General features: G+C 65.1%; 23 protein-coding genes. 7 read left to right on the forward strand and 16 right to left on the reverse strand.

Translation table 11 applies throughout. From position 1 onward, the window contains the following. Positions 1-2: 2 nt before the first annotated feature. The 4 genes from nrdI to MYCSP_RS15930 all read right to left on the reverse strand — a co-directional run bounded on the left by nrdI (position 3) and on the right by MYCSP_RS15930 (position 2,564). Positions 3-443, reverse strand: a complete 441-nt coding sequence (gene nrdI / locus MYCSP_RS15915) for a class Ib ribonucleoside-diphosphate reductase assembly flavoprotein NrdI (RefSeq protein WP_088414303.1) — start codon at positions 441-443, stop codon at positions 3-5. A gap of 28 nt (positions 444-471) precedes the next feature. Beyond that, positions 472-714 carry a redoxin NrdH gene (locus tag MYCSP_RS15920; RefSeq protein ID WP_070909795.1) on the reverse strand — a complete coding sequence of 81 codons (243 nt, stop codon included), beginning with the start codon at positions 712-714 and terminating at the stop codon, positions 472-474. Between the two features lie 447 nt (positions 715-1,161). Then, a complete protein-coding gene (locus MYCSP_RS15925) occupies positions 1,162-1,962 on the reverse strand; it encodes an SDR family oxidoreductase (protein ID WP_070910087.1) in 801 nt (266 codons plus the stop codon). Between the two features lie 44 nt (positions 1,963-2,006). Beyond that, positions 2,007-2,564 carry an NAD(P)H-dependent oxidoreductase gene (locus tag MYCSP_RS15930; protein WP_083013541.1) on the reverse strand — a complete coding sequence of 186 codons (558 nt, stop codon included), beginning with the start codon at positions 2,562-2,564 and terminating at the stop codon, positions 2,007-2,009. A 116-nt stretch (positions 2,565-2,680) separates the two neighbouring features. Between MYCSP_RS15930 and MYCSP_RS15935 the strand changes: the two genes are divergently transcribed. Both MYCSP_RS15935 and nadE read left to right on the forward strand, forming a co-directional pair. After that, on the forward strand, positions 2,681-3,295 hold the full coding sequence (locus MYCSP_RS15935) for a TetR/AcrR family transcriptional regulator (protein WP_083013542.1): 615 nt from the start codon (positions 2,681-2,683) through the stop codon (positions 3,293-3,295). A gap of 22 nt (positions 3,296-3,317) precedes the next feature. After that, complete coding sequence (gene nadE / locus MYCSP_RS15940; protein ID WP_083013543.1) at positions 3,318-4,139, forward strand: ammonia-dependent NAD(+) synthetase; 822 nt, start codon at positions 3,318-3,320, stop codon at positions 4,137-4,139. On the opposite strand, the gene MYCSP_RS15945 is transcribed toward nadE, so the two are convergent. Then, positions 4,136-5,020, reverse strand: coding sequence for an SDR family oxidoreductase (locus MYCSP_RS15945; RefSeq protein ID WP_083013659.1), 885 nt, complete (start codon positions 5,018-5,020; stop codon positions 4,136-4,138). The two genes, nadE and MYCSP_RS15945, sit on opposite strands and share 4 nt — an antisense overlap. 137 nt (positions 5,021-5,157) lie before the next feature. On the opposite strand from MYCSP_RS15945, the gene MYCSP_RS15950 reads away from it, so the two are divergent. After that, positions 5,158-6,036, forward strand: coding sequence for a DUF4349 domain-containing protein (locus MYCSP_RS15950; protein WP_088414307.1), 879 nt, complete (start codon positions 5,158-5,160; stop codon positions 6,034-6,036). Here the strand turns inward: MYCSP_RS15950 and MYCSP_RS15955 are convergent. Then, a complete protein-coding gene (locus MYCSP_RS15955; RefSeq protein WP_070909789.1) occupies positions 6,007-6,630 on the reverse strand; it encodes a TetR/AcrR family transcriptional regulator in 624 nt (207 codons plus the stop codon). The two genes, MYCSP_RS15950 and MYCSP_RS15955, sit on opposite strands and share 30 nt — an antisense overlap. Before the next feature lie 116 nt (positions 6,631-6,746). Between MYCSP_RS15955 and MYCSP_RS15960 the strand changes: the two genes are divergently transcribed. Next, entirely contained in the window at positions 6,747-8,225 is a 1,479-nt protein-coding gene (locus MYCSP_RS15960) for a cytochrome P450 (protein ID WP_088414309.1), read from the forward strand. 9 nt (positions 8,226-8,234) lie between these two features. Here the strand turns inward: MYCSP_RS15960 and MYCSP_RS15965 are convergent, their stop codons facing one another. The 3 genes from MYCSP_RS15965 to MYCSP_RS15975 form a co-directional block, all read right to left on the reverse strand. Beyond that, complete coding sequence (locus MYCSP_RS15965; RefSeq protein WP_083013660.1) at positions 8,235-8,684, reverse strand: 2-isopropylmalate synthase; 450 nt, start codon at positions 8,682-8,684, stop codon at positions 8,235-8,237. 154 nt (positions 8,685-8,838) lie between these two features. Next, positions 8,839-9,831, reverse strand: a complete 993-nt coding sequence (locus tag MYCSP_RS15970) for a CobW family GTP-binding protein (protein ID WP_083013545.1) — start codon at positions 9,829-9,831, stop codon at positions 8,839-8,841. A 52-nt stretch (positions 9,832-9,883) separates the two neighbouring features. Beyond that, positions 9,884-10,693, reverse strand: coding sequence for an SDR family oxidoreductase (locus tag MYCSP_RS15975; RefSeq protein WP_088414311.1), 810 nt, complete (start codon positions 10,691-10,693; stop codon positions 9,884-9,886). A gap of 182 nt (positions 10,694-10,875) precedes the next feature. Between MYCSP_RS15975 and MYCSP_RS15980 the strand changes: the two genes are divergently transcribed. Then, positions 10,876-11,538, forward strand: coding sequence for an NAD(P)H-binding protein (locus MYCSP_RS15980; RefSeq protein ID WP_083013546.1), 663 nt, complete (start codon positions 10,876-10,878; stop codon positions 11,536-11,538). On the opposite strand, the gene MYCSP_RS15985 is transcribed toward MYCSP_RS15980, so the two are convergent. Then, on the reverse strand, positions 11,535-12,551 hold the full coding sequence (locus MYCSP_RS15985; protein ID WP_083013662.1) for an LLM class flavin-dependent oxidoreductase: 1,017 nt from the start codon (positions 12,549-12,551) through the stop codon (positions 11,535-11,537). The two genes, MYCSP_RS15980 and MYCSP_RS15985, sit on opposite strands and share 4 nt — an antisense overlap. 32 nt (positions 12,552-12,583) lie before the next feature. Here MYCSP_RS15985 and MYCSP_RS15990 point away from each other — a divergent pair, with 32 nt between their 5' ends. Beyond that, a complete protein-coding gene (locus tag MYCSP_RS15990; protein WP_088414313.1) occupies positions 12,584-13,075 on the forward strand; it encodes an SRPBCC family protein in 492 nt (163 codons plus the stop codon). Here the strand turns inward: MYCSP_RS15990 and sigC are convergent. After that, positions 13,072-13,623, reverse strand: a complete 552-nt coding sequence (gene sigC / locus MYCSP_RS15995) for an RNA polymerase sigma factor SigC (protein ID WP_088414315.1) — start codon at positions 13,621-13,623, stop codon at positions 13,072-13,074. The two genes, MYCSP_RS15990 and sigC, sit on opposite strands and share 4 nt — an antisense overlap. A gap of 76 nt (positions 13,624-13,699) precedes the next feature. On the opposite strand from sigC, the gene MYCSP_RS16000 reads away from it, so the two are divergent. Beyond that, entirely contained in the window at positions 13,700-15,100 is a 1,401-nt protein-coding gene (locus MYCSP_RS16000) for a PepSY-associated TM helix domain-containing protein (protein ID WP_083013549.1), read from the forward strand. On the opposite strand, the gene MYCSP_RS16005 is transcribed toward MYCSP_RS16000, so the two are convergent. The 5 genes from MYCSP_RS16005 to MYCSP_RS23345 all read right to left on the reverse strand — a co-directional run bounded on the left by MYCSP_RS16005 (position 15,089) and on the right by MYCSP_RS23345 (position 19,247). Next, complete coding sequence (locus MYCSP_RS16005; protein ID WP_083013550.1) at positions 15,089-15,808, reverse strand: DUF2275 domain-containing protein; 720 nt, start codon at positions 15,806-15,808, stop codon at positions 15,089-15,091. The two genes, MYCSP_RS16000 and MYCSP_RS16005, sit on opposite strands and share 12 nt — an antisense overlap. A 59-nt stretch (positions 15,809-15,867) precedes the next feature. After that, positions 15,868-16,545, reverse strand: coding sequence for a biuret amidohydrolase (biuH, locus tag MYCSP_RS16010; protein WP_070909781.1), 678 nt, complete (start codon positions 16,543-16,545; stop codon positions 15,868-15,870). Beyond that, positions 16,542-17,867, reverse strand: a complete 1,326-nt coding sequence (locus MYCSP_RS16015; RefSeq protein WP_083013551.1) for a cytosine permease — start codon at positions 17,865-17,867, stop codon at positions 16,542-16,544. Before MYCSP_RS16015 ends, biuH begins: the two co-directional genes overlap by 4 nt. Positions 17,868-17,956: 89 nt before the next feature. Further along, the gene (locus tag MYCSP_RS16020) at positions 17,957-19,087 is read right to left on the reverse strand and encodes a YeiH family protein (RefSeq protein ID WP_070909779.1); all 1,131 of its coding nucleotides are present in this window, start codon (positions 19,085-19,087) and stop codon (positions 17,957-17,959) included. 4 nt (positions 19,088-19,091) lie between these two features. After that, positions 19,092-19,247, reverse strand: coding sequence for a hypothetical protein (locus MYCSP_RS23345; protein WP_070909778.1), 156 nt, complete (start codon positions 19,245-19,247; stop codon positions 19,092-19,094). Between the last annotated feature and the right edge of the window lie 135 nt (positions 19,248-19,382).

Raw genomic sequence — 19,382 nt, forward strand, 5'->3', positions numbered from 1 at the left:
GGTCACAGGTTCTGCAGTTGTCGCGGTTGGCGCCACGGTGTGTCCTTCCAAAATTCGTCGAGTCCAGCGAGCACCTGCTGCACGTCTTCAGCGGTACCCATGAGTTCAAAGCGATACAGATACGGCACGTCGCATTTGGCCGAGATGACCTTGCCCGCGTAGCAGTACTCCGCGCCGAAATTGGTATTGCCGGCCGCGATGACCCCGCGGATCAAAGACCGGTTGTGCTCATTGTTGAGAAACTTGATGACTTGCTTGGGGACGTATCCCGCGGCCTGCCCGGGCACCGGGTGCCCGCCGCCATAGGTCGGCAGGATCAGGACGTAAGGGTCATCGACCGTGATGTCGCCACGCAGCGGGATCCGGGTGGCGGGAACACCCAGCTTCTGGACGAAGCGGTGGGTGTTCTCCGACACGCTGGAGAAATAGACCAGATGGGCCATGCCCGGCTCCCGTACTACTTACTACTTATTAGGCAGAGACGGCGACTGCGCCGGCGAGCGCCTTGATGCGGTCCGGACGGAAACCCGACCAGTGATCGTCACCGGCCACAACCACGGGCGCCTGCAGGTAGCCGAGCGCCATGACGTAGTCACGCGCCTCGGGGACCTCGGTGATGTCCACGATGCTGTACTCGATGCCCTGCTTGTCGAGGGCCTTGTACGTCGCGTTGCACTGTACGCAGGCGGGCTTGGTGTAGACGGTGATGCTCATGCGTAGCTCCTCAGCGAATCGATCGTAGACATCTCAACAAAGTTTTCAGCAGCCCAGCACCCGGGAAAATTCCACGCCGCCCGTGGTGGCTGAGCGCCGGGATCTACCAGAAGATCTGGCGAAAATCCGGGCCGGGCGGCCCGGAGTGGTTCCCGGCCTTTCGGTGTTCCAGACACTACACCTAGTGTCCGACAATCGGAACCCATACAAGATGTTCTGAACAACATTCGTGAAATTCCCTGGTCGTGAGACCTGACATCCTTGAAATTCCGGCGTGTCGTTATCACGGCGTGTTCGGGCCTGCGGTGATGGCTGGAACATATGGGGTGTCTACCACCGGGCACCGACACCGGCTAGCAGACCGTCTACCGTCGGGCAAACGTTTTCGCCCGGCGAGTCTGTGGAAACTGTGAAGTTCTGTGGACGAATCTGGGGACAGATCCGGATCTAGCGGAAGAGTCCCACGTTGTCGGCCACCCACTGCGCGAAAGTGGTACCCGGGTACCCGGTCAGTTCAAGCACCAAGGTGTTCGCCGGCTGCTCGAATTCAGGATCGGTCAACGTGTCGATGTACCACTGGGCCCGGTCCCCCATCGTCGGCCGCAGCTCACGCACGGCCGCCTCGGCCGAACTGATCACGTAGCGCACATCGACACCGGCCACCTCGGCGATGGTCTGTACCAGCTGCCGCCGCGTCACCGCTTCCGGGCCGGTGATCGGATACTTCTTATCTAAGTGCTCGTCCCCCGCATGCAGGACGGCCGCGGCCACCCTTGCGATGTCATCCATCGCGATCGGCGACTGGGCTACCTGGCGCTCGGGCTCGTGCACCGCACCGGTGCGTTTGATCTGTTCGACCCACATGGCGTAGTTCTCCATGAACTCTCCGGGGCCGAGCTGAGTCCACCCCAGACCGCTGTTTTCGACGGCGCTCGCCTGTTCGGCCCACCACGACGCATCCCCCGTCAGCGCCACCACATGGCGCACCCCGGCGGCGCGCGCCATCTCCAGCACCGCCGCAGCCGTGGACGACAGCGGCGCCAGGTACATCCGCTCGACACCGTCGAACGCACCCTCAAGACCCTCGGGCTTGCCGAGGTATCCGACGATGGGCGTCACCCCGGCCGGCAGCGCCGCCTTGTCCGGCGAGGTGGTCAAGGCCCGAATATCACTGACACCCAAACGAACCAGATGGTCGACGACCTTCCGGCCGATGTTTCCGGTAGCGCCAGTGACGAGGACGGTCATGCCCGGCACGGTACCGGGCATGACCGACGATCAGTCGCTACGAATTAGCTGCCGGAAGCTGAAACCAATGCGTCCAGTGTCTTGGTCAGCTCAGCGACCGTCTCGGCATGCTCACGCGGGTGCTTGCCGTCGAAGGCCGAGGAAGGCACAGCAAGTTTGACGTCCTCGAGCACGTTGGCGGTCGCGATCCCGGCAGCCTTACGGGTCTCGTCGATCGCCCAGATGCCGCCGTAGCGGCCCGCCGAGGTCCCGATCACGACAGTCGGCTTGCCCTTGAACACGCTGGAGCCAAAGGGCCGCGACAGCCAATCGATCGCATTCTTGAGCGAGCTGGAAATGGTGCCGTTGTTCTCCGGGCTGACCAGCAGCACCGCGTCGGCATCGGCGACGGCCGCGCGCAGGGCTTCGGCGGCAGCCGGCGCACCGTCGCCGTCGATGTCCTCGTTGTAGTGCGGAAGATCGGCCAGCCCCTCGTAGATACGCACGCTCACGCCGTCCGGCGTGTTCTCCGCGGCCGCCTCCACGAGCTGGCGATTGAGCGATGCCTTGCGCAGGCTTCCGACGATCGCCAGCACGTTCTTCTCTGCCACTTCCTCGGCCATGGGGAACACCTTTCATCAGAGCGGCACGTTTGTCGCACCTACATCCTGCTTCTTTGTCACGTTCTACAATACGGACTGTGGTCCGTTTGATTCCCTGCGGCTATCATCAAGCTGTTATGCCTGGTCAAGAAATCCCCCTGCTTTCTGTCGACCTTGCGCAGAATCCGGTCCGCGAACGGGCCATTGCCACCCGCAACCGTGCCCTACTCCTGGACGCCGCCCGTCAGCTTCTCGACGAGGTGGGCCCGGACGGGATGTCGATGGATGCGGTCGCCAATGCCGCCGGCGTGGGCAAGGGGACGCTCTTTCGCCGTTTCGGCAGCCGCACTGGACTGCTGCTCGCGCTCCTTGACCACGAAGAGCACATCGAGCAAGAAGCGTTCATGTTCGGGCCACCGCCGCTGGGCCCCGACGCGCCGCCACTGACCCGGCTCATCGCGTTCGGACGAGCCCGGCTCGCCTTCCTGGAACGCCATCTCGACCTTGCCCGCGCCACCACCGCCGATGCCGATGCCTGGCACAAGGCACCGCCGACCATGCTGGTCCGCGCGCACATCCGGTCACTGCTGACCCAACTCGAATGCACCGGCGACCTGGACGCGCAGACCCACGCCCTGATGTCGATCATCGAGCCCGGATACGTGCACTTCGCCACCGTCTCCAACGGCCAGTCGGTGACTCAGCTCGGCGACGCGTGGGACGACCTGGTGTGCAAGCTGTGCGCACGCTGACCGCGCGTTCTACAGTCGGGCAATGAGCAGCCTTCGCGAAGAGATCCGGTCAGCCCTCGACGTCTCCCCCACGATCGATCCGGCCGACGAGGTATCGCGAAGAGTCGGATTCCTCAAGGACTATCTAAGAGCCAGCGGGACAAAGGGATTCGTACTGGGGATCTCCGGCGGACAGGACAGCGCCCTGACCGGGCGGCTATGCCAGCTGGCCGCGCAGGAGTCACGACTGGAAGGGATCGAGGCCGAGTTCATCGCGGTGCGCCTGCCCTATGGCGTTCAGGCCGACGAGGACGATGCCCAAGTGGCCCTTAGGTTTATCGACCCCGACCGCACCATCGTCATCAATATCAAGGATGCCTCCGATGCCGCGACCCAAGCGGTCGCCGACGCACTCGGCGAGACGCCCACGGATTTCGTGCGGGGCAACGTCAAGGCCCGGGAGCGGATGGTGGTCCAGTACGCGGCCGCGGGCCAGCACCGGCTGTTGGTTGTCGGCACCGATCACGCCGCCGAGGCGGTCACAGGGTTCTTCACCAAGTTCGGCGACGGCGGGGTCGACGTGACCCCACTCACGGGACTCACCAAACGTCAAGGTGCACAAATACTTTCCCACCTGGGCGCCCCGGAGAGCATCTCACGCAAGGTGCCCACGGCCGATCTGGAGGACCACCGCCCCGCACTGCCAGACGAGGTCGCCCTGGGCGTCACCTACGCGCAGATCGACGATTACCTGGAAGGCAAGGCCGTCACCGTCGAGGCTGCCGACCGCATCGAACAGTGGTACCTGCGGACCCGGCACAAGCGGGCCCTGCCGGTCACCCCGTTCGACGGCTGGTGGCGCTAGGAATCCGTCGACTGCGAATTCGAGCCCGACTTCTGAAATCCGGGCCGCAGCGCGTTCGTGAACGCATGATTGGCCAGGCGCATTGCGACGCTATAGGGCCACCACAGCGTGCGTTTGAACAGATACAGCGCACGGATATCGACCCCGGTGTAGACGAGGTATCGGTTGCGGCTGATGCCATGCAGGATTCGCTCGGCCACCTTCTCCGGTGAGGTGGCGTGCCCGACGAATCGGTTCACCCACTTACTGACGTCAGGGTTGTCGCGATCCACCCCGGCGATGTCGACGGTGCGTACCAGCGGCGTGTTGACCGCACCGGGAACCACCACGGTGACGCCGATCTTGTAGCGGGCCAGATCGAAGCGCAGTACCTCCGACACGCCCCGCAGGCCGTACTTGCTGGCGCTGTAGGCGGCATGCCACGGCAGGGCCACCAGGCCGGCCGCCGAGGAGACGTTCACGATCTGGCCGCCGTTACGGGCCTTGATCATCGCGGGCACAAAGCTCTCGATGACGTGGATGGGCCCCATCAGGTTGATATCGACCACTGAACGCCACTGCTGGTGGCTCAGCCTGTCGACAGACCCCCACACGGATATGCCCGCGATGTTGAGCAGGACGTCCATGCTCGGATGCGTCGTCAGGATGTCGGCCGCGAAGGCGGACACCGACTCGTAGTCGGAGATATCGAGCGCCCGGTAGGCGCTGACCTTTCCTCCGGCGGCCTTGATCTCCTCGACGACGGACTCAAGCCCGTCGGCGGCGCGATCGGTCAAAAACAGCTCGGCACCCTCGCGCCCCAGAAGCAGCGCGGTGGCCCGTCCGATACCGCTGGCGGCTCCCGTGACGAAGCAGCGCTTACCGGTGAATTCGTACGCCATCACTGAACCGTACCGGCCGTCATCCGGGAATTTATGCGCGGTCCAATAGCAAACGGTACCTTCGAAAGATGCCAATAGATAGCATGCAATCTCGCCGCCGGTGGTTACCTTGGGCAACTACAGTTGCAGTAGCACTCATGGCAGCGGTGGCGTGCTCGGGCGGCTCGCACTCCCGCACTGAGGCAACCCAGGAAGGCGGCTACCCGGCCACCGCGGCGCCCACGTACACCCAGCTCCCGGCGGCACCGCTGCGCGACTCGATACAGCAGCAGGCCCCTCGGCACGGGCCGCCGACCGAGTCCAAACGGGACATCGTCAAGACCGGAACCATGACGATCTCCGTCCCCAACCCCTCGGAGGCTGCCGACAAGGCGGCAGGGCTCGCCGAGTCGGCCAACGGCAGGGTGGAGAGCCGCTCCGAGGACGCCGGATCCGGATCCGGCCGTGCACGCACATCGATCGTGCTGCGAATCCCGGCCGCCAAGCTCGACGGCGTGCTGCGCGATCTCAAGGAACTGGGCAAGGTCAAATCCGCCGACACCAACAGCGATGACGTGACCTCGCAGCGGGTGGACCTGGATGCCAGGATCGCGGCGCTACAGACCTCCGTCGACCGGCTGCTCGGGATCATGCGCGATTCCAAGGACACCGATGCCTTGATCAAGGCCGAAAGCGAACTGTCCAAGCGCCAGGCCGATCTGGACAGTCTGCGCGCGCAACGCAACCAGCTCGGCGATCAGATCGCCTACAGCTCGGTCACCGTCACGTTCCTAGCCGACGAGGTTGGCCTCCCGCCGACACCGCCCAAGTACCAGGGGTTCCTCGGGCAGATCGAGCGCGGCTGGGATGGACTCGTGGCCGCTGCAAACAGCGTGCTGCTGCTGTTCGGACTGCTACTGCCCTGGCTCGGCGCGTTGGCTGTTCTCGGCGCAGCGGGCTACGGCATCCGACGCACGGTGCTGCAGCGCCGATCCGACACGACGCCGTCAGCGCCCCAAAAGGCTGACACGCCATAGCGTTTCGACGGTTGCCAGCGCCCGGGCGGGATCGGTGTCGCGTCCGACGAAGGAGCTGTCGCCTGACACGGTGGACGCGGTAAGTGCCACCAGGGACCGCACCAACGCGGGCAGATCGTCCGAAATGGGTTGCGCGCCGCGTTCGTTGACCTCGATCTCGGCGATCTTGAGAATCTTGCCGATGACGACGTCGGTGAGGTCGTCGAGCAGCCCGGCGATGGTCGGATCGGTGATCCGCGCCTCTTGGCATGCCTTCATGAGCGGGTCGTTGTGCGCGAACGACGCGGCCGCACTACCCACCATGCGGTTGGCGAACTGCTCGGGGGTCTCGTCTTCGCCGCGCGGAGCGAAGTAGTGGGTGAGCTCGTCGAGTTCCGCGAATGCGTCGCCGACCATTTGCGCGAGCACCGAATACTTGCTGTCGAAGTAGAAGTAGAACCCCGACCTGCCGACCCCTGCTCGCTCACTGATCGCGCTGACCGAGAGGTCGGCGAAGCTGTGGTTTTCCGCGATCAGCTCGGCGACAGCCGTCATGATCGCGTCCCGCTGACGATCGCCGCGGGTCTGCGTGCCACTGCGCGCTGGACTGACCACTTGCACAGTTTGCACCGAAACACCGTATGAACAGAACTTGACACCCGTCAAGTCCTGTGGCGAAGATGAGCTAGAGCACATTGACGTGCTTGCCGCGAGCGAAGGAGCGACGCCCCATGGCGACGATCAACAGCACCGATTACCTCATCGACCAGGCCAAACGCCGCCTCCCCACGATGAACACCCTTCCGGGGTTGGGATACGTCGAGAATTACCTCAACAACCGCGAATGGCCGATGGCCGAACTGGCGACGCCACCGGCAGGCAGCGGTCTGAAGCCGGTGATGGGTGACCAGGGGCTGCCGATGCTCGGGCACATGGTCGAGATGTTCCGCGGGGGCATCGACTGGGTGCTCAACATGTACCAGGAGCGCGGTCCGGTCAGCTGGACCCAAACGCCTATCGGCAAGATCGTCGCGGCACTGGGCCCCGACGCCACCCAGGCGGTATTCAGCAATGCCAACAAGGACTTCTCCCAGCAAGGCTGGGTTCCCGTCATCGGTCCCTTCTTCAGCCGCGGGCTGATGCTGCTGGACTTCCAGGAGCACCGCGAGCACCGGCTGATCATGCAGCAGGCGTTCCTGCGCAGCCGGCTGGCGGGCTACGTGGAGCAGATCGACTCGGTGGCCAGCGAGATCGTCGCCGAGTGGCCGACCAACGACAGCCGGTTCCTCTTCTACCCGGCTATCAAGGAACTGACCCTGGACGTCGCCTCGGTGGTGTTCATGGGTAATGAGCCCCATGCCCAGCACGACCGGCTAGACAAGGTCAACAAGGCATTCGTCGCGACCACCCGCGCCGGTGGCGCCATCTTCCGGTTCGGCTTGCCTCCCTTCAAGTGGTGGCAGGGATTGCAGGGACGCAAGCTCCTGGAGGAATACTTCATCGAGCGGGTCGGCATTGCCCGCCAAAAGGATTCGGGTGCCGACATGCTGACGGCGCTATGCCACGCCGAGACCGACGAGGGTGACGCCTTCTCCGACACCGACATCGTCAACCACATGATCTTCTTGATGATGGCCGCCCATGACACCACCACGTCGACCACGACGACGATGGCCTACTACCTGGCCGCCAATCCCGAATGGCAAGAACGGGTTCGGGAGGAGTCGGACCGTCTTGGCGACGGCCCGCTGGACATCGACTCGTTGGAGAAGCTGGAAAGCCTCGACCTGGTGATGAACGAGGCATTGCGCCTCGTGACCCCACTGCCCTTCAACATCCGCTCAACGGTGCGCGATACCGATCTTCTCGGATTCCATATCCCGGCCAACACCATGATCAACATCTGGCCGGGCATGAACCACCGCCTGCCCGAATTGTGGACCGACCCGGAGAAGTTCGATCCGGACCGCTTCTCCGAACCACGCAACGAGCACAAGCGTCACCGGTATGCGTTCTCGCCCTTCGGCGGGGGTGCGCACAAGTGCATCGGCATGGTGTTCGGCCAGCTGGAGATCAAAGCCGTCATGCACCGTCTGCTGCGGCGTTACCGGTTCGAGCTGGCCCACCCCAATTACCAGGCCAAGTGGGACTACGCCGGTATGCCGCTGCCAATCGACGGCATGCCAATCGTCCTGCGCCCCTTGCACTGAGCGGAGGCGTCAGCAGGCCAGCCGATTGGCGCAGGCGGTGACCGCCTTGAGCGATGACCTGGTGGCGTCCCGGGCGCGGCCCATCGCCCAGGCGGTGCCCATGCCATTGGTGCCGCACACGAAGGTGACCGTCTGATCGCCGTCGTGCATCTGATGGAAGCGCAGCGTTTCCATCCGTATCCCCCGCTCGGACAGCATGGCGGTCAGCGCCGCCATCGGCCCACAGGCACTGACCGTTGACGATTCGATGCGCTCACCGATCGCCAGTGTCGCCTGATAAGTGCCGTTGGCCTCGGACCACTGACCCAGTCTCAGCGCGCCCGTGCTGCGCTCGTAGGTCTGGCAGAACGAGGCCCAGGACATGTCGCGAGCTTCTTCGCGCAGTCCACGCGGCAGCGGGACACCGAAGCGATCCGCGAACAGGTCGTTGCGCGGGGAGATTGTTGTCGAGGAGTGCATGTGCCGGTCTTTCATCCGAATGGGAAGGTGACCGACAGGTAGTAGCTTCGACCCACAGCGAGGGGTCGGTCTGGATCAGACCCCGCTGCGGGTTGCTACTACGAGTTGACCGGAGAAGTACAGCACGAGAAGCAACAGTAGACGCGGCGTCTGATTAGCGCAAATACTTTCCCAGGACCAGCATCGACCGTTCCGGATCGGGGTCGGGCGGATCGTCGACAAGGGCATGCAGGCGCTCGGTGATGGTGTCGCCGTCCAGGTGCGTGCCGATGAGCACAAGACTGGCCCCCGCCGCGAGGTTCACCCCCTTGACCGTCTTCTCGACGCTGATGTGGTCCCCCACGGTGTGCACGGCCAGTGTCTTGTCGCCGAGCCGCACCACGCCCTTGATGCGGTACACGCCCGCGGGCTGACTGTCGAGGAACTCCACGAGCCGTCGCGGATGCAGTGAGCGTTCCGTGCTGAACTCCACCGTTTCGTAGTGGTGGTGGGCGTGGTGCTCGTGATTGTGGTCCTCGCGGATGAGGTCTTCCAGGGAGAGCTGACCGAACGTCTCGGGGCGCTCCTTCTTGTCGAACAGCAGCCGCGGGTCGACGTCGGCCCCGGTGGTCTCCACGATGGAGGCACGGGGGTTGCGCTCCTTGACCACGGCACGCAGGTGGGTGCGGTCTCCCGCGTCGGCCAGGTCAATCTTGTTGAGAACCACCAGATCTGCCAGGGCCAGGTGCTGGGCGATCTCGGGGTGCCGGGCCGCGACGTCTTCGTACTGGGCGGTGTCGACGACGGTGACCAGTCCCCCGTAACCGATCCGGCGGTCGTCGGCCGTCGCCGCCAGCACCATGCGCACCAGGGGCAGTGGCTCGGCCAGCCCGCTGGCTTCGATCACGATCGCGTCGATGTCCCGGCCGGCCAGAGCGGTCAGCATGCCGGCCAGCTCGTCGTCATCGGCGGTGCAGCACAGACATCCATTGGACATGGTCATGGTCGAATCGACTTGACCGGCGACCAGCATGGCGTCGATATTGATGGCGCCGAAGTCGTTGACCACCACGCCGATTCGCACACCCAAGGTGTTGCGCAGCAGGTTGTTCAGCAGCGTGGTCTTACCCGCGCCCAGGAACCCGGAGACGATCGTGACCGGTATCAAGCGATCTTCTCGACACTTCTCTGCACGGTGCCAGTGTAGGCAAGGTTGGCGACTAGTTGACGGTGGAGATGATGCCGCCGTTGACGAAGATGGTCTGCGCGGTGGTCCACCCCGATTCGGGAAGAACCAGCAGCCGGGCCACGGGCAGGATGTCGTCGCCGCGCCCGATCTTGCCGTTGATGCTCATCGACTCCAGCCAGGCGATGTTGTCATCGGATTCGGCCGGGTAGAAGAAGCTCGTCTGCAGCGGTCCGGGTGCTATGCAGTTGACGGTGATCCCGCGCCCACCAACCTCTTTGGCCAGTGCCTTGGTGAAATGCTCGACGGGGGCCTTGGATCCGGCGTAGGCACTGTAGGTAGGTGCCAGCGCACCGACCATCGTGGTGACGAAGCTCAGGATCCGGCCGTCGTCGGCCATGCGGCGTGCCGCCTCGCGCATCATGAAGAACACCGTCTTGGCATTGGTGTTGAAAACCCCGTCGTACTCCTCCTCGGTGATGTCCGCCAAGGGTTTGCGCACGATCATTCCCGCGGTGTTGATCAGGATGTCCCACCGGCCGAATGCCTCGAAGGCAGCGTCGGCGAGCTTGGTGCAGTTCTCCGGAATCGTGAGGTCGGCCTGGAAGCTGACCGCCTCGCCACCGGACTCCTGAATCTGGCGAACGACCTGCGCGGCCTGCTCTGCCTTGTGGTTACTTCGGTAATGCACCACGATGCGGGCGCCATCGTGAGCCAGCGTCTGCGCAAGTGCCGCACCCATATTCGCCGAAGCCCCGGTGATCACCGCCACCTTGCCCGCCAACGGCCGCTCCTGCGGCCGATAGGGCTGAACCGGATCGATTGTCCCCGGGATGTCGACCATATCCACTCCTCAATAGAAGTCAGCCGACGTTGCTCGGCAAGCCTCAACGCTACGAGGTCCGCCTAGCCACGGCCAACAAAAGATTGTTGACAGCTAACAAGCGCGCCTTGTGAATCTGCGCGGCCCGGGAATGCCCGACCTCCCGTCGAAGTTGTCGGTCGTGGACTCACGAAAGGAACACCATGCCCCAGAAAGTCGTCATCGCAGGTGGTCACGGGCAGATCGCCGCACATCTGATCCGACTACTCGCGGGGCGCGGCGATACTGCTATCGCGCTGATCCGCAATCCCGACCACGCAGCCGATGTCCGGGCGTGGGGCGGGCAACCACTGATCCTGGACCTGGAATCGGCCGACGTGGGATCGGTCGCCGATGCCCTCGCCGGGGCCGATGCCGCAGTATTTGCCGCGGGCGCCGGGCCCGGCAGCGGCCCGGCACGCAAGGACACCGTGGACCGTGCCGCGGCGGTTCTGCTGGCCGAGGCCGCCGAACAGGCGCAGGTGCGCCGGTTCATCCAGATCAGCGCCTTCGGCGCCGGCGAGCCCGCGCCGACCACAGGTGACGAGTCCTGGATCGCCTACGTGATCGCGAAGACGGCCGCCGAGGAAGATCTGCGCACCCGCGACAGCCTGGACTGGACGATCCTGCGCCCGGGGCTGCTCACCGATGCGGCGCCCACCGGTTCAGTCACCTTGTCGGCCAGCAAGATCGCACGTGGATCTGTGCCCCGCGCCGATGTCGCGGCGGTGGTCACCGAGTTGCTGAACGCGCCGAACACCCGGCACGAGGTTCTGTTCCTCACCGCGGGCGCCACCCCGATCACCGGCGCGGTGTCTGCGCTTTAGAGCAAGGCGAGCAGTCGATCGAGTGCTCGGAGCTGCTCCTCGTAAGGGGTGTCGAGTTTGACCAGCAGGGTCGAGATGCCCGACGCGCGATAGCGTTCCAGCCGCTGTCCGATCATCTCGTCGGTGCCGACGAGGTTTGTGAGGCGGCCCAGATCCTCAGGAACCGCATCACGCGCGCCGTCCCGATCTCCGGTACGCCAGAGGGATTCGACGATACGCACACCGTCGCCGTATCCGAGCCGGGTGAATGCCTCGTTGTAGAAGTTCCGCCCGGAACCACCCATGGCACCGATGGTGAACGCGTATCCGGCCGCATGGCGCTTGACGGCGGCGGCGGCATCGCTTGCGGTGTCGGCGAATTCGAGCGCCACCGGCGCCACCAGATCGATATCGCCGAGCTGCCGCCCGGCTGCCACCGCCGCGTCGCGAATGGGGTCCAAAAACACCTCGGCCAACTCCGGGATGAAAGAGTTGCCAAGCCATCCGTCTGCCAACTCACCGGTGAGCGCCAGATTGGCCGGGCCCATAGCCGCGATGTAGATGGGCACCTGCTGCGGTGCCACCAGGGGCCGCAACGCCTTTCCGGCACTGTCCGGCAGCGGCAACGTGTACACCTGGCCGTCGTACCGGAGCCGCTCCCCGCGCCCCACCATCCGGACTATGTCGATGGTCTCCCGTGTGGTCTGCACCGGCTTGGTGAAGCGCACGCCATGCCAGCCCTCCATCACCTGCGGCCCGGAGGCCCCGACGCCCAGCCTGAAGCGCCCACCGGAGAGCTGTTGAAGGCTCAACGCCGAGGTCGCCAACATCGCCGGCGAGCGCGATCCGAGCTGAACCACAAATGTGCCCAGCCCTATCGTCTCGGTGCAGGCCGCCAGGTAGGCGAGCCCGGTGAGGGCGTCGTATCCCCACACCTCCGGCACCCAGAGCGAGTCGACGCCCAGCTGTTCCGCGCGCCGCGCGAAGTCGGCGGCACCCGGCAACCGCGGCTCGATCGTCACACCAATACGCATCCGGCCCTCCATCGCCAACGTAGGATCAGCCTATGCGATACCGCGACTGCCCCACTATCGAAGTGTCCCAACGGATGTCGGGCACAGTTGCCGAAGCATGGGCTCTGGTCACCGACATCGCCTTTCCCACCTACTGCACCGGCGAGCTCGTCAACGTCCAGTGGCTCGACGGCGCCGACAAGGTTGCGGTCGGCGCGCGGTTCAAGGGCACCAACGGCGGAGACGGCTCCGAGTGGGAAACGGTATCGGTGATCACCGAGGTTGAGCCCGAGTCCCGCTGGGTGTGGAACGTGCTCTCCGAGGGCGATACCTACGCGGCGAGTTGGGGCTTCGAAGTGGAACCGGCCAGCGACGGCGTGATCGTCCGGCAATGGGGACGCCTGGGCCCCGGCCCGTCGGGATTGACGCCCGCGATCGAGGCCATGCCCGACAAGGAGGCCCGCATTGTGTCGCGCCGCCTGCAGGACTGGCGGGTGGGAATGGAGGCCAACCTCCGGGAGATCGCCGAGCGCTTGTCGCGCTAGCCGGTCATATTCTCGGGCTCGGACCAACCGATCAGCTCGTCGCGGGCACGGGCCACGCGCGAGCGGATGGTGCCGATGGCACAGCCGCAGACGTCCGCGGTCTCGGCATAGGACAGACCGACGACCTGCGTCAGCACCAATGCCTCGCGCCGATCTTCGTCCAGCGCCGCGAGAAGCGACTTGAGCTCCACCAACTCCTCGAACCGATGTGTGGGGCGACGCAGCGAGGCTTCCTCAAGGTCTGCACCGTGCGCGATGCGCGGCCGGGACTTCAAATGGCGGATGTGGTCGGCCACCACGCGGCGCGCGATCGACAGTAGCCAGGTGCGCACCGTCGAGCGTCCGGCGAATCGTGGCAACGCCACGATGGCCCGCAGATACGTCTCCTGGGTGAGGTCGTCGGCGACACCGGTATCGGCCAGGTAGGCGACGAATCGCCACACGTCGGCCTGGGTCGCCTTCACCAAGGATTCGAGAGCGGATTGGTCGCCACGGCCAGCGGACAGCGCAATCTCAAGCAGCTGCTCGTCATCGGTGCCGGTGGCCACGAGTCCTACTCTATGTCGTAGATGTTCGGCAGAGAACAGCGGGAACTCTTTAGCCGGTTCGTCCGACCAATATCCCGTGACATATACCGAGGACCGCCCCGAAGCTCGCGAGTCGCAGACCGACACCGTGTGGGGACGATTTGCACCGATCGTACTGCGTCTGCACTTCTATGCGGGGCTCCTCGTCGGCCCGTTCCTCCTGGTCGCGGCGCTGACCGGGTTGGCATACGCGCTGGTGGGGCAGGTCGACGCCGTGGTGTACCGCCACGAACTCAAGGTCGATTCCCTCGGGTCCCAGCAGCTGCCGCTCTCCGAGCAGGTGGCGGTCGCGACCGCCGCGCAGCCCGGCGGCACGGTGACATCCATCCGCCTGCCGGCCCTACCCGACGACACGACCCGGATTGTCTTCGCGACAGAAGACGTTCCCGCCGACTACTCGCGCACGGTGTTCGTCGATCCCTACAGCGGGCAGATTCGCGGCACGCTGACCACGTACGGCGAGTGGCTGCCCGTGCGCGCCTGGTTCGACGAGCTGCACCGGAATCTGCACCTGGGTGCGTTTGGGCGCAACTACAGCGAGCTCGCGGCCAGCTGGCTGTGGGTGGTGGCCCTCGGCGGCCTGTTCCTGTGGATCGGATATCGCCGCCGCACCGGGCAGCTACGCAGAATCGCCCTCCCCGATCGCGACGCCACCCCGCGCCGGCGCAGATTGACCTGGCATGGCGCCGTCGGGGTCTGGATAGTCCTTGGGCTGCTGGCGCTTTCGGTTACCGGGCTTACCTGGTCGCGGTATGCCGGCACCAACATCGGCGACATAACCCAGGCCATTCGGCCCGCGCTGTCCACCGAGCTCGATCCGGCGGCAGCCAAACCGATGACCGGGCATGAACATCACGGTGCCGCCCCCACATCAACCGGCAATCCGCTAGGTGGCGTCAACACGGTGATGGAGACGGTGCGCGACGCCGGGCTGCGCGGCCCGCTGTGGATGACGCCACCACCGGAGGCCAATACCGCATGGCTGGTCTCCGAGCGCAAACGCGATATCCCGACACACCTGGATGCCATCACCGTGAACCCGTCCAACGGTGAGATCACTGGACGCAGCAATTTCTCGGACTGGTCGCTGCTACAGAAATCGACCGAATGGGCCATCGACGGACACATGGGCATCCTGTTCGGAATCCCCAATCAAATACTGGTGGCGCTCATCGTGATTGGGCTCATCACCGTCATCACCCGCGGCTACCTGATGTGGTGGCGCAGGCGCCCGACCAAGAGCGGTCGCTGGCCCGTGCCGCCGCGGCGGGGCGGTCTGCTTGCCCTCAAGCCGCTGGAGCTGGCGCTTCTGGCCGTCGTGGTCATCGCGATCGGATGGTTCACGCCGCTGCTGGGAATCTCACTGGCGCTGTTCCTGGCCATCGACCTGGTGTGGGGATTCGTGGCGGCCCGCCGGGCCGGGACGTCAGGCAGCTGAGTTGTCGGTGGAGCGCAGATGCCGCTCCCCCGAGGCCACTTCATCCAGGAACACGGCACGGTGCTGGTTGGGTGGTGTGCGTCCCGCGCGGTAGTCGCGCAGGACCAGCAGGGCGAAAATCAGCCCGAGCAGCACCGGTGAGTGACTGACGATGCGCGCCAACGTCACCTGGCCATTGACGGCGTCGTTGATGACGTACCCGGTGAGCACGAGCGCGAATGCACCCAGCACCGTTGCCATTCCGGCCGCGGCAGCGGGGCGCACGCCGGCGATCACCATGGCCACGCCCAGCGCCACCACCCAGGCCGTGGATTCGTTCATCAGGTGCGCACCGGTCATCGCGCCGTGGTGATGTGAAGACACCATCCCGAAGTCGATTCCGGCGACCTGCATCCCGGCCACGCCCAACTGGAGCAGTCCGATCAGCACCAGCGCGCACCGGTTGACGTTCTGGCGTGCCCAGTGCATGTACCGGGCCATGGGTGTGAGGGGTTCGACGGCGGCTGCCGCCAGGATCTGTCCGGTCAGATCGCGGGTCGGCGTCGAACGCGCGTAGGCGAACTGACGGTCCAGCCCGCGTGCCCGGCCGAGCCAGTCCCGGCAGGAGGCGCAGGACAGCACATGCTCGTCCAGACGCTTGCGCGCGACGCTCGCCTGCTCACCGTCGACCCACGCCGACAGCTGCTCGCGCACTTCCTGACAGTTCACCCCTCCATCGTCGCCTATCGCGTGAACTCAGGCGTGAAGACCCCCGGATCTCAGCATGTTCACAGCGCGGCGAGCAGCTGATTCGAGTCCGCAACCGCGCCGAACACCCCGCCCTGCATCGTCACCATCTTGAGTGCGGCCGCGTGGTTATCAGGATCGGTCGCACCGGTGCAGTCCGACAGGATGAGGCATTCGAAGCCGCGGTCGTTGGCCTCACGCATGGTGGTGTGCACGCAGACATCGGTCGTGATGCCCGTCAGCACGATGTACCGAATACCGCGGGTGCGCAGCACCAAATCGAGATCGGTCGCGTAGAAGGCGCCCTTACCGGGCTTGTCGACAATGGGTTCGCCCGGCAGCGGCGCAACCTCCGGCACGATCTGCCAGCCCGGCTCCCCGTGCACCAGGATTCGCCCACAAGGTCCCGCCACGCCGATCTCGGCACCGATGCGGGCAGAGCGCCACCGTTTGTTCGCCGGAAGATCGGACAGGTCCGGCCGGTGGCCCTCACGGGTGTGGATGACGGTCATCCCCGCCGCGCGCGCCGCAGCAAGCACACGGGCCGTGGGCTCCAGACCCGCACGCGTCAGGGACAGGTCATATCCCATGGTGTCGACATATCCACCGGGGCCGCAGAAGTCGACCTGCCAGTCGATGCACAGCACGGCGGTCTGTTCGGGGTTCACGGGACCGTCGAACGGCCACGGGTAGGGCTGCGCGTCGACTTGGTCCGTCATACCCTTTCGCCCTTCCTCGCGACGCGGCGTGCCGCGAGGAAGACAAGCGCGGCCGCCACCATTGCCACCAAGGCATCAGAGAGCTGCGGCGCCCACAGGTGTGCGGCCAGTGCCGCGGCTGCTCCTGCCGCCCACGCTCCGAAGGCTTCCCAACGGATCGCCGATTCGCGGGCGACGAATCCGAATCGCGGCAGCACCAACTGGTCCAGGATGAGCACCGTCCCGATCGGCGGGACGACGACGCCCAGCAGGGTCAGCCATTGTTCGAACTGCGACCACACCCCCAGCACGGCCAACAGCACCCCCACCGAACCCAGCAGAACGGCCAGTGGCCGCATCTTGTGACCGGTGAGCTGGCTCCACCCGACCGCGCCGTTGTACAGGCAGTGTGTGCAAACCGATCCCAGGTTGACGAAGACGAATGCGATGGCCACCGGCACCAGCCAGCCGCCGGTGTCGATCAGCGCACCCAGGAAATTGCCGCCGTCCGTGGCAGGCGAACGTGCGGCACCCAGCGCAACAATCACCCCGCCGATGACCATGGCAACACTGTTTCCGAGCGGAAAGGCCGCGCCTGACGCCCAAAATCCTTGTCGCCCAGAGCGAGACCATCGAGTGAAGTCGGCGGTCATGGTCCCGGAATCGATGAAGCAGGCAACTACCAGCGTCACCGCGGCGCCCATGCTCATCGCCGTCACTCCCGCTCCTCCGCTGTATTCGAGGGCGTCGGACAGCGTCGAATGACGGAGGGCCAGAACGATTGCCACCGAGCCCAACAGCAGGTACAGCGGAGCGGCGACGAGACCGATCACCGACAGTGCCCTGATGCCGATCAGTGTCACCGCCACGTAGCAGATGCCGGCGCCCAGGGCTGTCCACCGTGCGTCCCAGCCGGCGCTGCCGGCCAACACCGAGCCGGTCAGACCCGTCTGGAACGCGAACCATCCGATGACCACGGTGGCCAGGAAGGCGGAGACCGCACGGTATCCCTGCCACCCGAATGTCCCGATCGCGGTGAGCGCGAAGTTCTTTCCCGTCTTACCGGCCAGGTAGCTCAGTGCCCCGACGTAGCCGGTGAGGACGGCATTACCCAAGGCGATCGCCAGCATGCCGCGCCAGAAACCCAGTGAGTAAACGACGAGCCCGCCGAACACAGCGCAGGTGAGGATCATCGGGAACCCGAGCCACACCGCCGCGACAGACGTCAGGCTTCGTCGGGCATGCGCTGGAACCGGCTCATTCTCGTACTCGGCGGTCCCGGATTCCGGGGCACCTGCGGTGACTGCGTCGACATCCGATGAGGCAGCGACTTCTGTGGTCATCGACGCACAGAATCGCGGCGCGATATTGCGGACGCGATCCGTACCGGTTACGTGTGCGTGACGGCGGCCCCGGTCTGATGCGGCCCGGTCTAGACGTGCGCTCCCCAGCCAAAGACGCGTGAGGTCAGCAGAACCAGGCCCAGAGATACCGCCGCCACCACCACAAGACCGATCACCGCGACCACGAGAGGACGCCAGCCGCTGCGGGCGATCTCCCGGAAATTGGTGTTCAGTCCCACGCCTGCGAAGGTCAGCAGAAACGCCCACTTGGACACGTTGACGAGGTTGTTGACCTGACCCTTGGTCAGCCATCCGAGGGTGACCACGGTGGACACGGCGAGGAAGCCGAGCACGAACTTGGGGAACTTGTCCCACACGAACGCGGCCTTGGCCTTGATCCCCGGCGCGAGTGTGTCGGCCTCGCCACGGGCCGCCCAGTACAGCGCGAAGCCGAGCACCACGAAACCGATCAGCGCGTTGCGGGTGGACTTGACGACCGTCGCGACGTCACCAGCGTGCTCGGAATACAGCCGTCCCGTGGCCACCGTCTCCGCGGTGTTGTCGACGGCCAGGCCCGCCCATAGTCCGAATTCATAGTCGGTCAGTCCGAGCCCGTGCCCGATCGCCGGCAGCGTGAACAGCGCCACCGCGCCGAGCGCGAGGATTGATGCGATGGCATAGCTGACATCCGAGTTACGTGCCCGGATGGCGCCCTTGGCCGCGATGATGGCCGACACCCCGCAGATCGAGGTGCCTATCGCCAAGAGTGAACCCAGCTTTCCGCTCAGTCCAAACCACCTGGCCGCCAACAGAATTATGGTGCCCGCCACTGTCATGTCGATGACGATCTGCACCAGGCTGGTGCCACCGAGCTTGAGGACGTCGCCCAGCACGAAGCGGGCCCCGAGCGCCACGATGCCGATCTTGAGCCAGAACTCGTACGTCTGGACCCCGGGTCGGAAGATACGGTGCAGCCCAACGGTATTGGTGATCAGTAGGCCGATCACGATGGCCCACAACACGTATTCGATATCGGGCACCGTCCAGTGCTGCGCCTTGGCCAGATCCTTCCACCAGATCTGGGCGTACTTGCCTAACAAACCCACGCCGATCAGCAGCAGGATGCCGGGCACATAGTCGAGCGGGCGATGGGAGGTAAAGCTCGCCTCCGGGTTTTGGTACGCCTCGTCGGCGGTCTGCGTCTGGGCCTTTGACGTCATGAGATCACCACGGAATCTTCGGCAGCACGTTGGCCACGGCCAGCAGGGCGATCACTCCGGCGATAATGGTTGCCCACCAGTCCACGCCGATGCGCGCGATGAGAGATGTTGCGGGCTCGCCCCCGGCAGGTGCCGAAGCGCCGGACTGTTCGTCGGTCACGGTGCAGAATCTTGGCGGGGCGCCACCCCGCTCACAAGACATCCGCTCGTATTGAGTCGAGGCGCATCCCCGATTCAAACTTGACACACTGTCAAGTACAGTCGACACCGCCCGCAGACAACGCCGTCGGAAGGT

Origin of the sequence: Mycobacteroides saopaulense, assembly GCF_001456355.1 — a bacterium.
GTDB lineage: Bacteria > Actinomycetota > Actinomycetes > Mycobacteriales > Mycobacteriaceae > Mycobacterium > Mycobacterium saopaulense.

Bases quoted from the DNA above. Each gene is read 5' to 3' on its own strand.
- MYCSP_RS16020 (WP_070909779.1), bottom strand. From the start codon at position 19,087: ATGACGTCAAAGGCCCAGACGCAGACCGCCGACGAGGCGTACCAAAAC.
- MYCSP_RS15945 (WP_083013659.1), bottom strand. From the start codon at position 5,020: ATGGCGTACGAATTCACCGGTAAGCGCTGCTTCGTCACGGGAGCCGCC.
- MYCSP_RS15930 (WP_083013541.1), bottom strand. From the start codon at position 2,564: ATGGCCGAGGAAGTGGCAGAGAAGAACGTGCTGGCGATCGTCGGAAGC.
- MYCSP_RS16015 (WP_083013551.1), bottom strand. From the start codon at position 17,867: ATGACCACAGAAGTCGCTGCCTCATCGGATGTCGACGCAGTCACCGCA.
- MYCSP_RS15985 (WP_083013662.1), bottom strand. From the start codon at position 12,551: ATGCGTATTGGTGTGACGATCGAGCCGCGGTTGCCGGGTGCCGCCGAC.
- MYCSP_RS15920 (WP_070909795.1), bottom strand. From the start codon at position 714: ATGAGCATCACCGTCTACACCAAGCCCGCCTGCGTACAGTGCAACGCG.
- MYCSP_RS15960 (WP_088414309.1), top strand. From the start codon at position 6,747: ATGGCGACGATCAACAGCACCGATTACCTCATCGACCAGGCCAAACGC.
- biuH (WP_070909781.1), bottom strand. From the start codon at position 16,545: ATGACGGACCAAGTCGACGCGCAGCCCTACCCGTGGCCGTTCGACGGT.
- MYCSP_RS15935 (WP_083013542.1), top strand. From the start codon at position 2,681: ATGCCTGGTCAAGAAATCCCCCTGCTTTCTGTCGACCTTGCGCAGAAT.
- MYCSP_RS15975 (WP_088414311.1), bottom strand. From the start codon at position 10,693: ATGGTCGACATCCCGGGGACAATCGATCCGGTTCAGCCCTATCGGCCG.
- MYCSP_RS15925 (WP_070910087.1), bottom strand. From the start codon at position 1,962: ATGACCGTCCTCGTCACTGGCGCTACCGGAAACATCGGCCGGAAGGTC.
- nadE (WP_083013543.1), top strand. From the start codon at position 3,318: ATGAGCAGCCTTCGCGAAGAGATCCGGTCAGCCCTCGACGTCTCCCCC.
- nrdI (WP_088414303.1), bottom strand. From the start codon at position 443: ATGGCCCATCTGGTCTATTTCTCCAGCGTGTCGGAGAACACCCACCGC.
- MYCSP_RS15980 (WP_083013546.1), top strand. From the start codon at position 10,876: ATGCCCCAGAAAGTCGTCATCGCAGGTGGTCACGGGCAGATCGCCGCA.
- MYCSP_RS15950 (WP_088414307.1), top strand. From the start codon at position 5,158: ATGGCAGCGGTGGCGTGCTCGGGCGGCTCGCACTCCCGCACTGAGGCA.
- MYCSP_RS15965 (WP_083013660.1), bottom strand. From the start codon at position 8,684: ATGCACTCCTCGACAACAATCTCCCCGCGCAACGACCTGTTCGCGGAT.
- MYCSP_RS15990 (WP_088414313.1), top strand. From the start codon at position 12,584: ATGCGATACCGCGACTGCCCCACTATCGAAGTGTCCCAACGGATGTCG.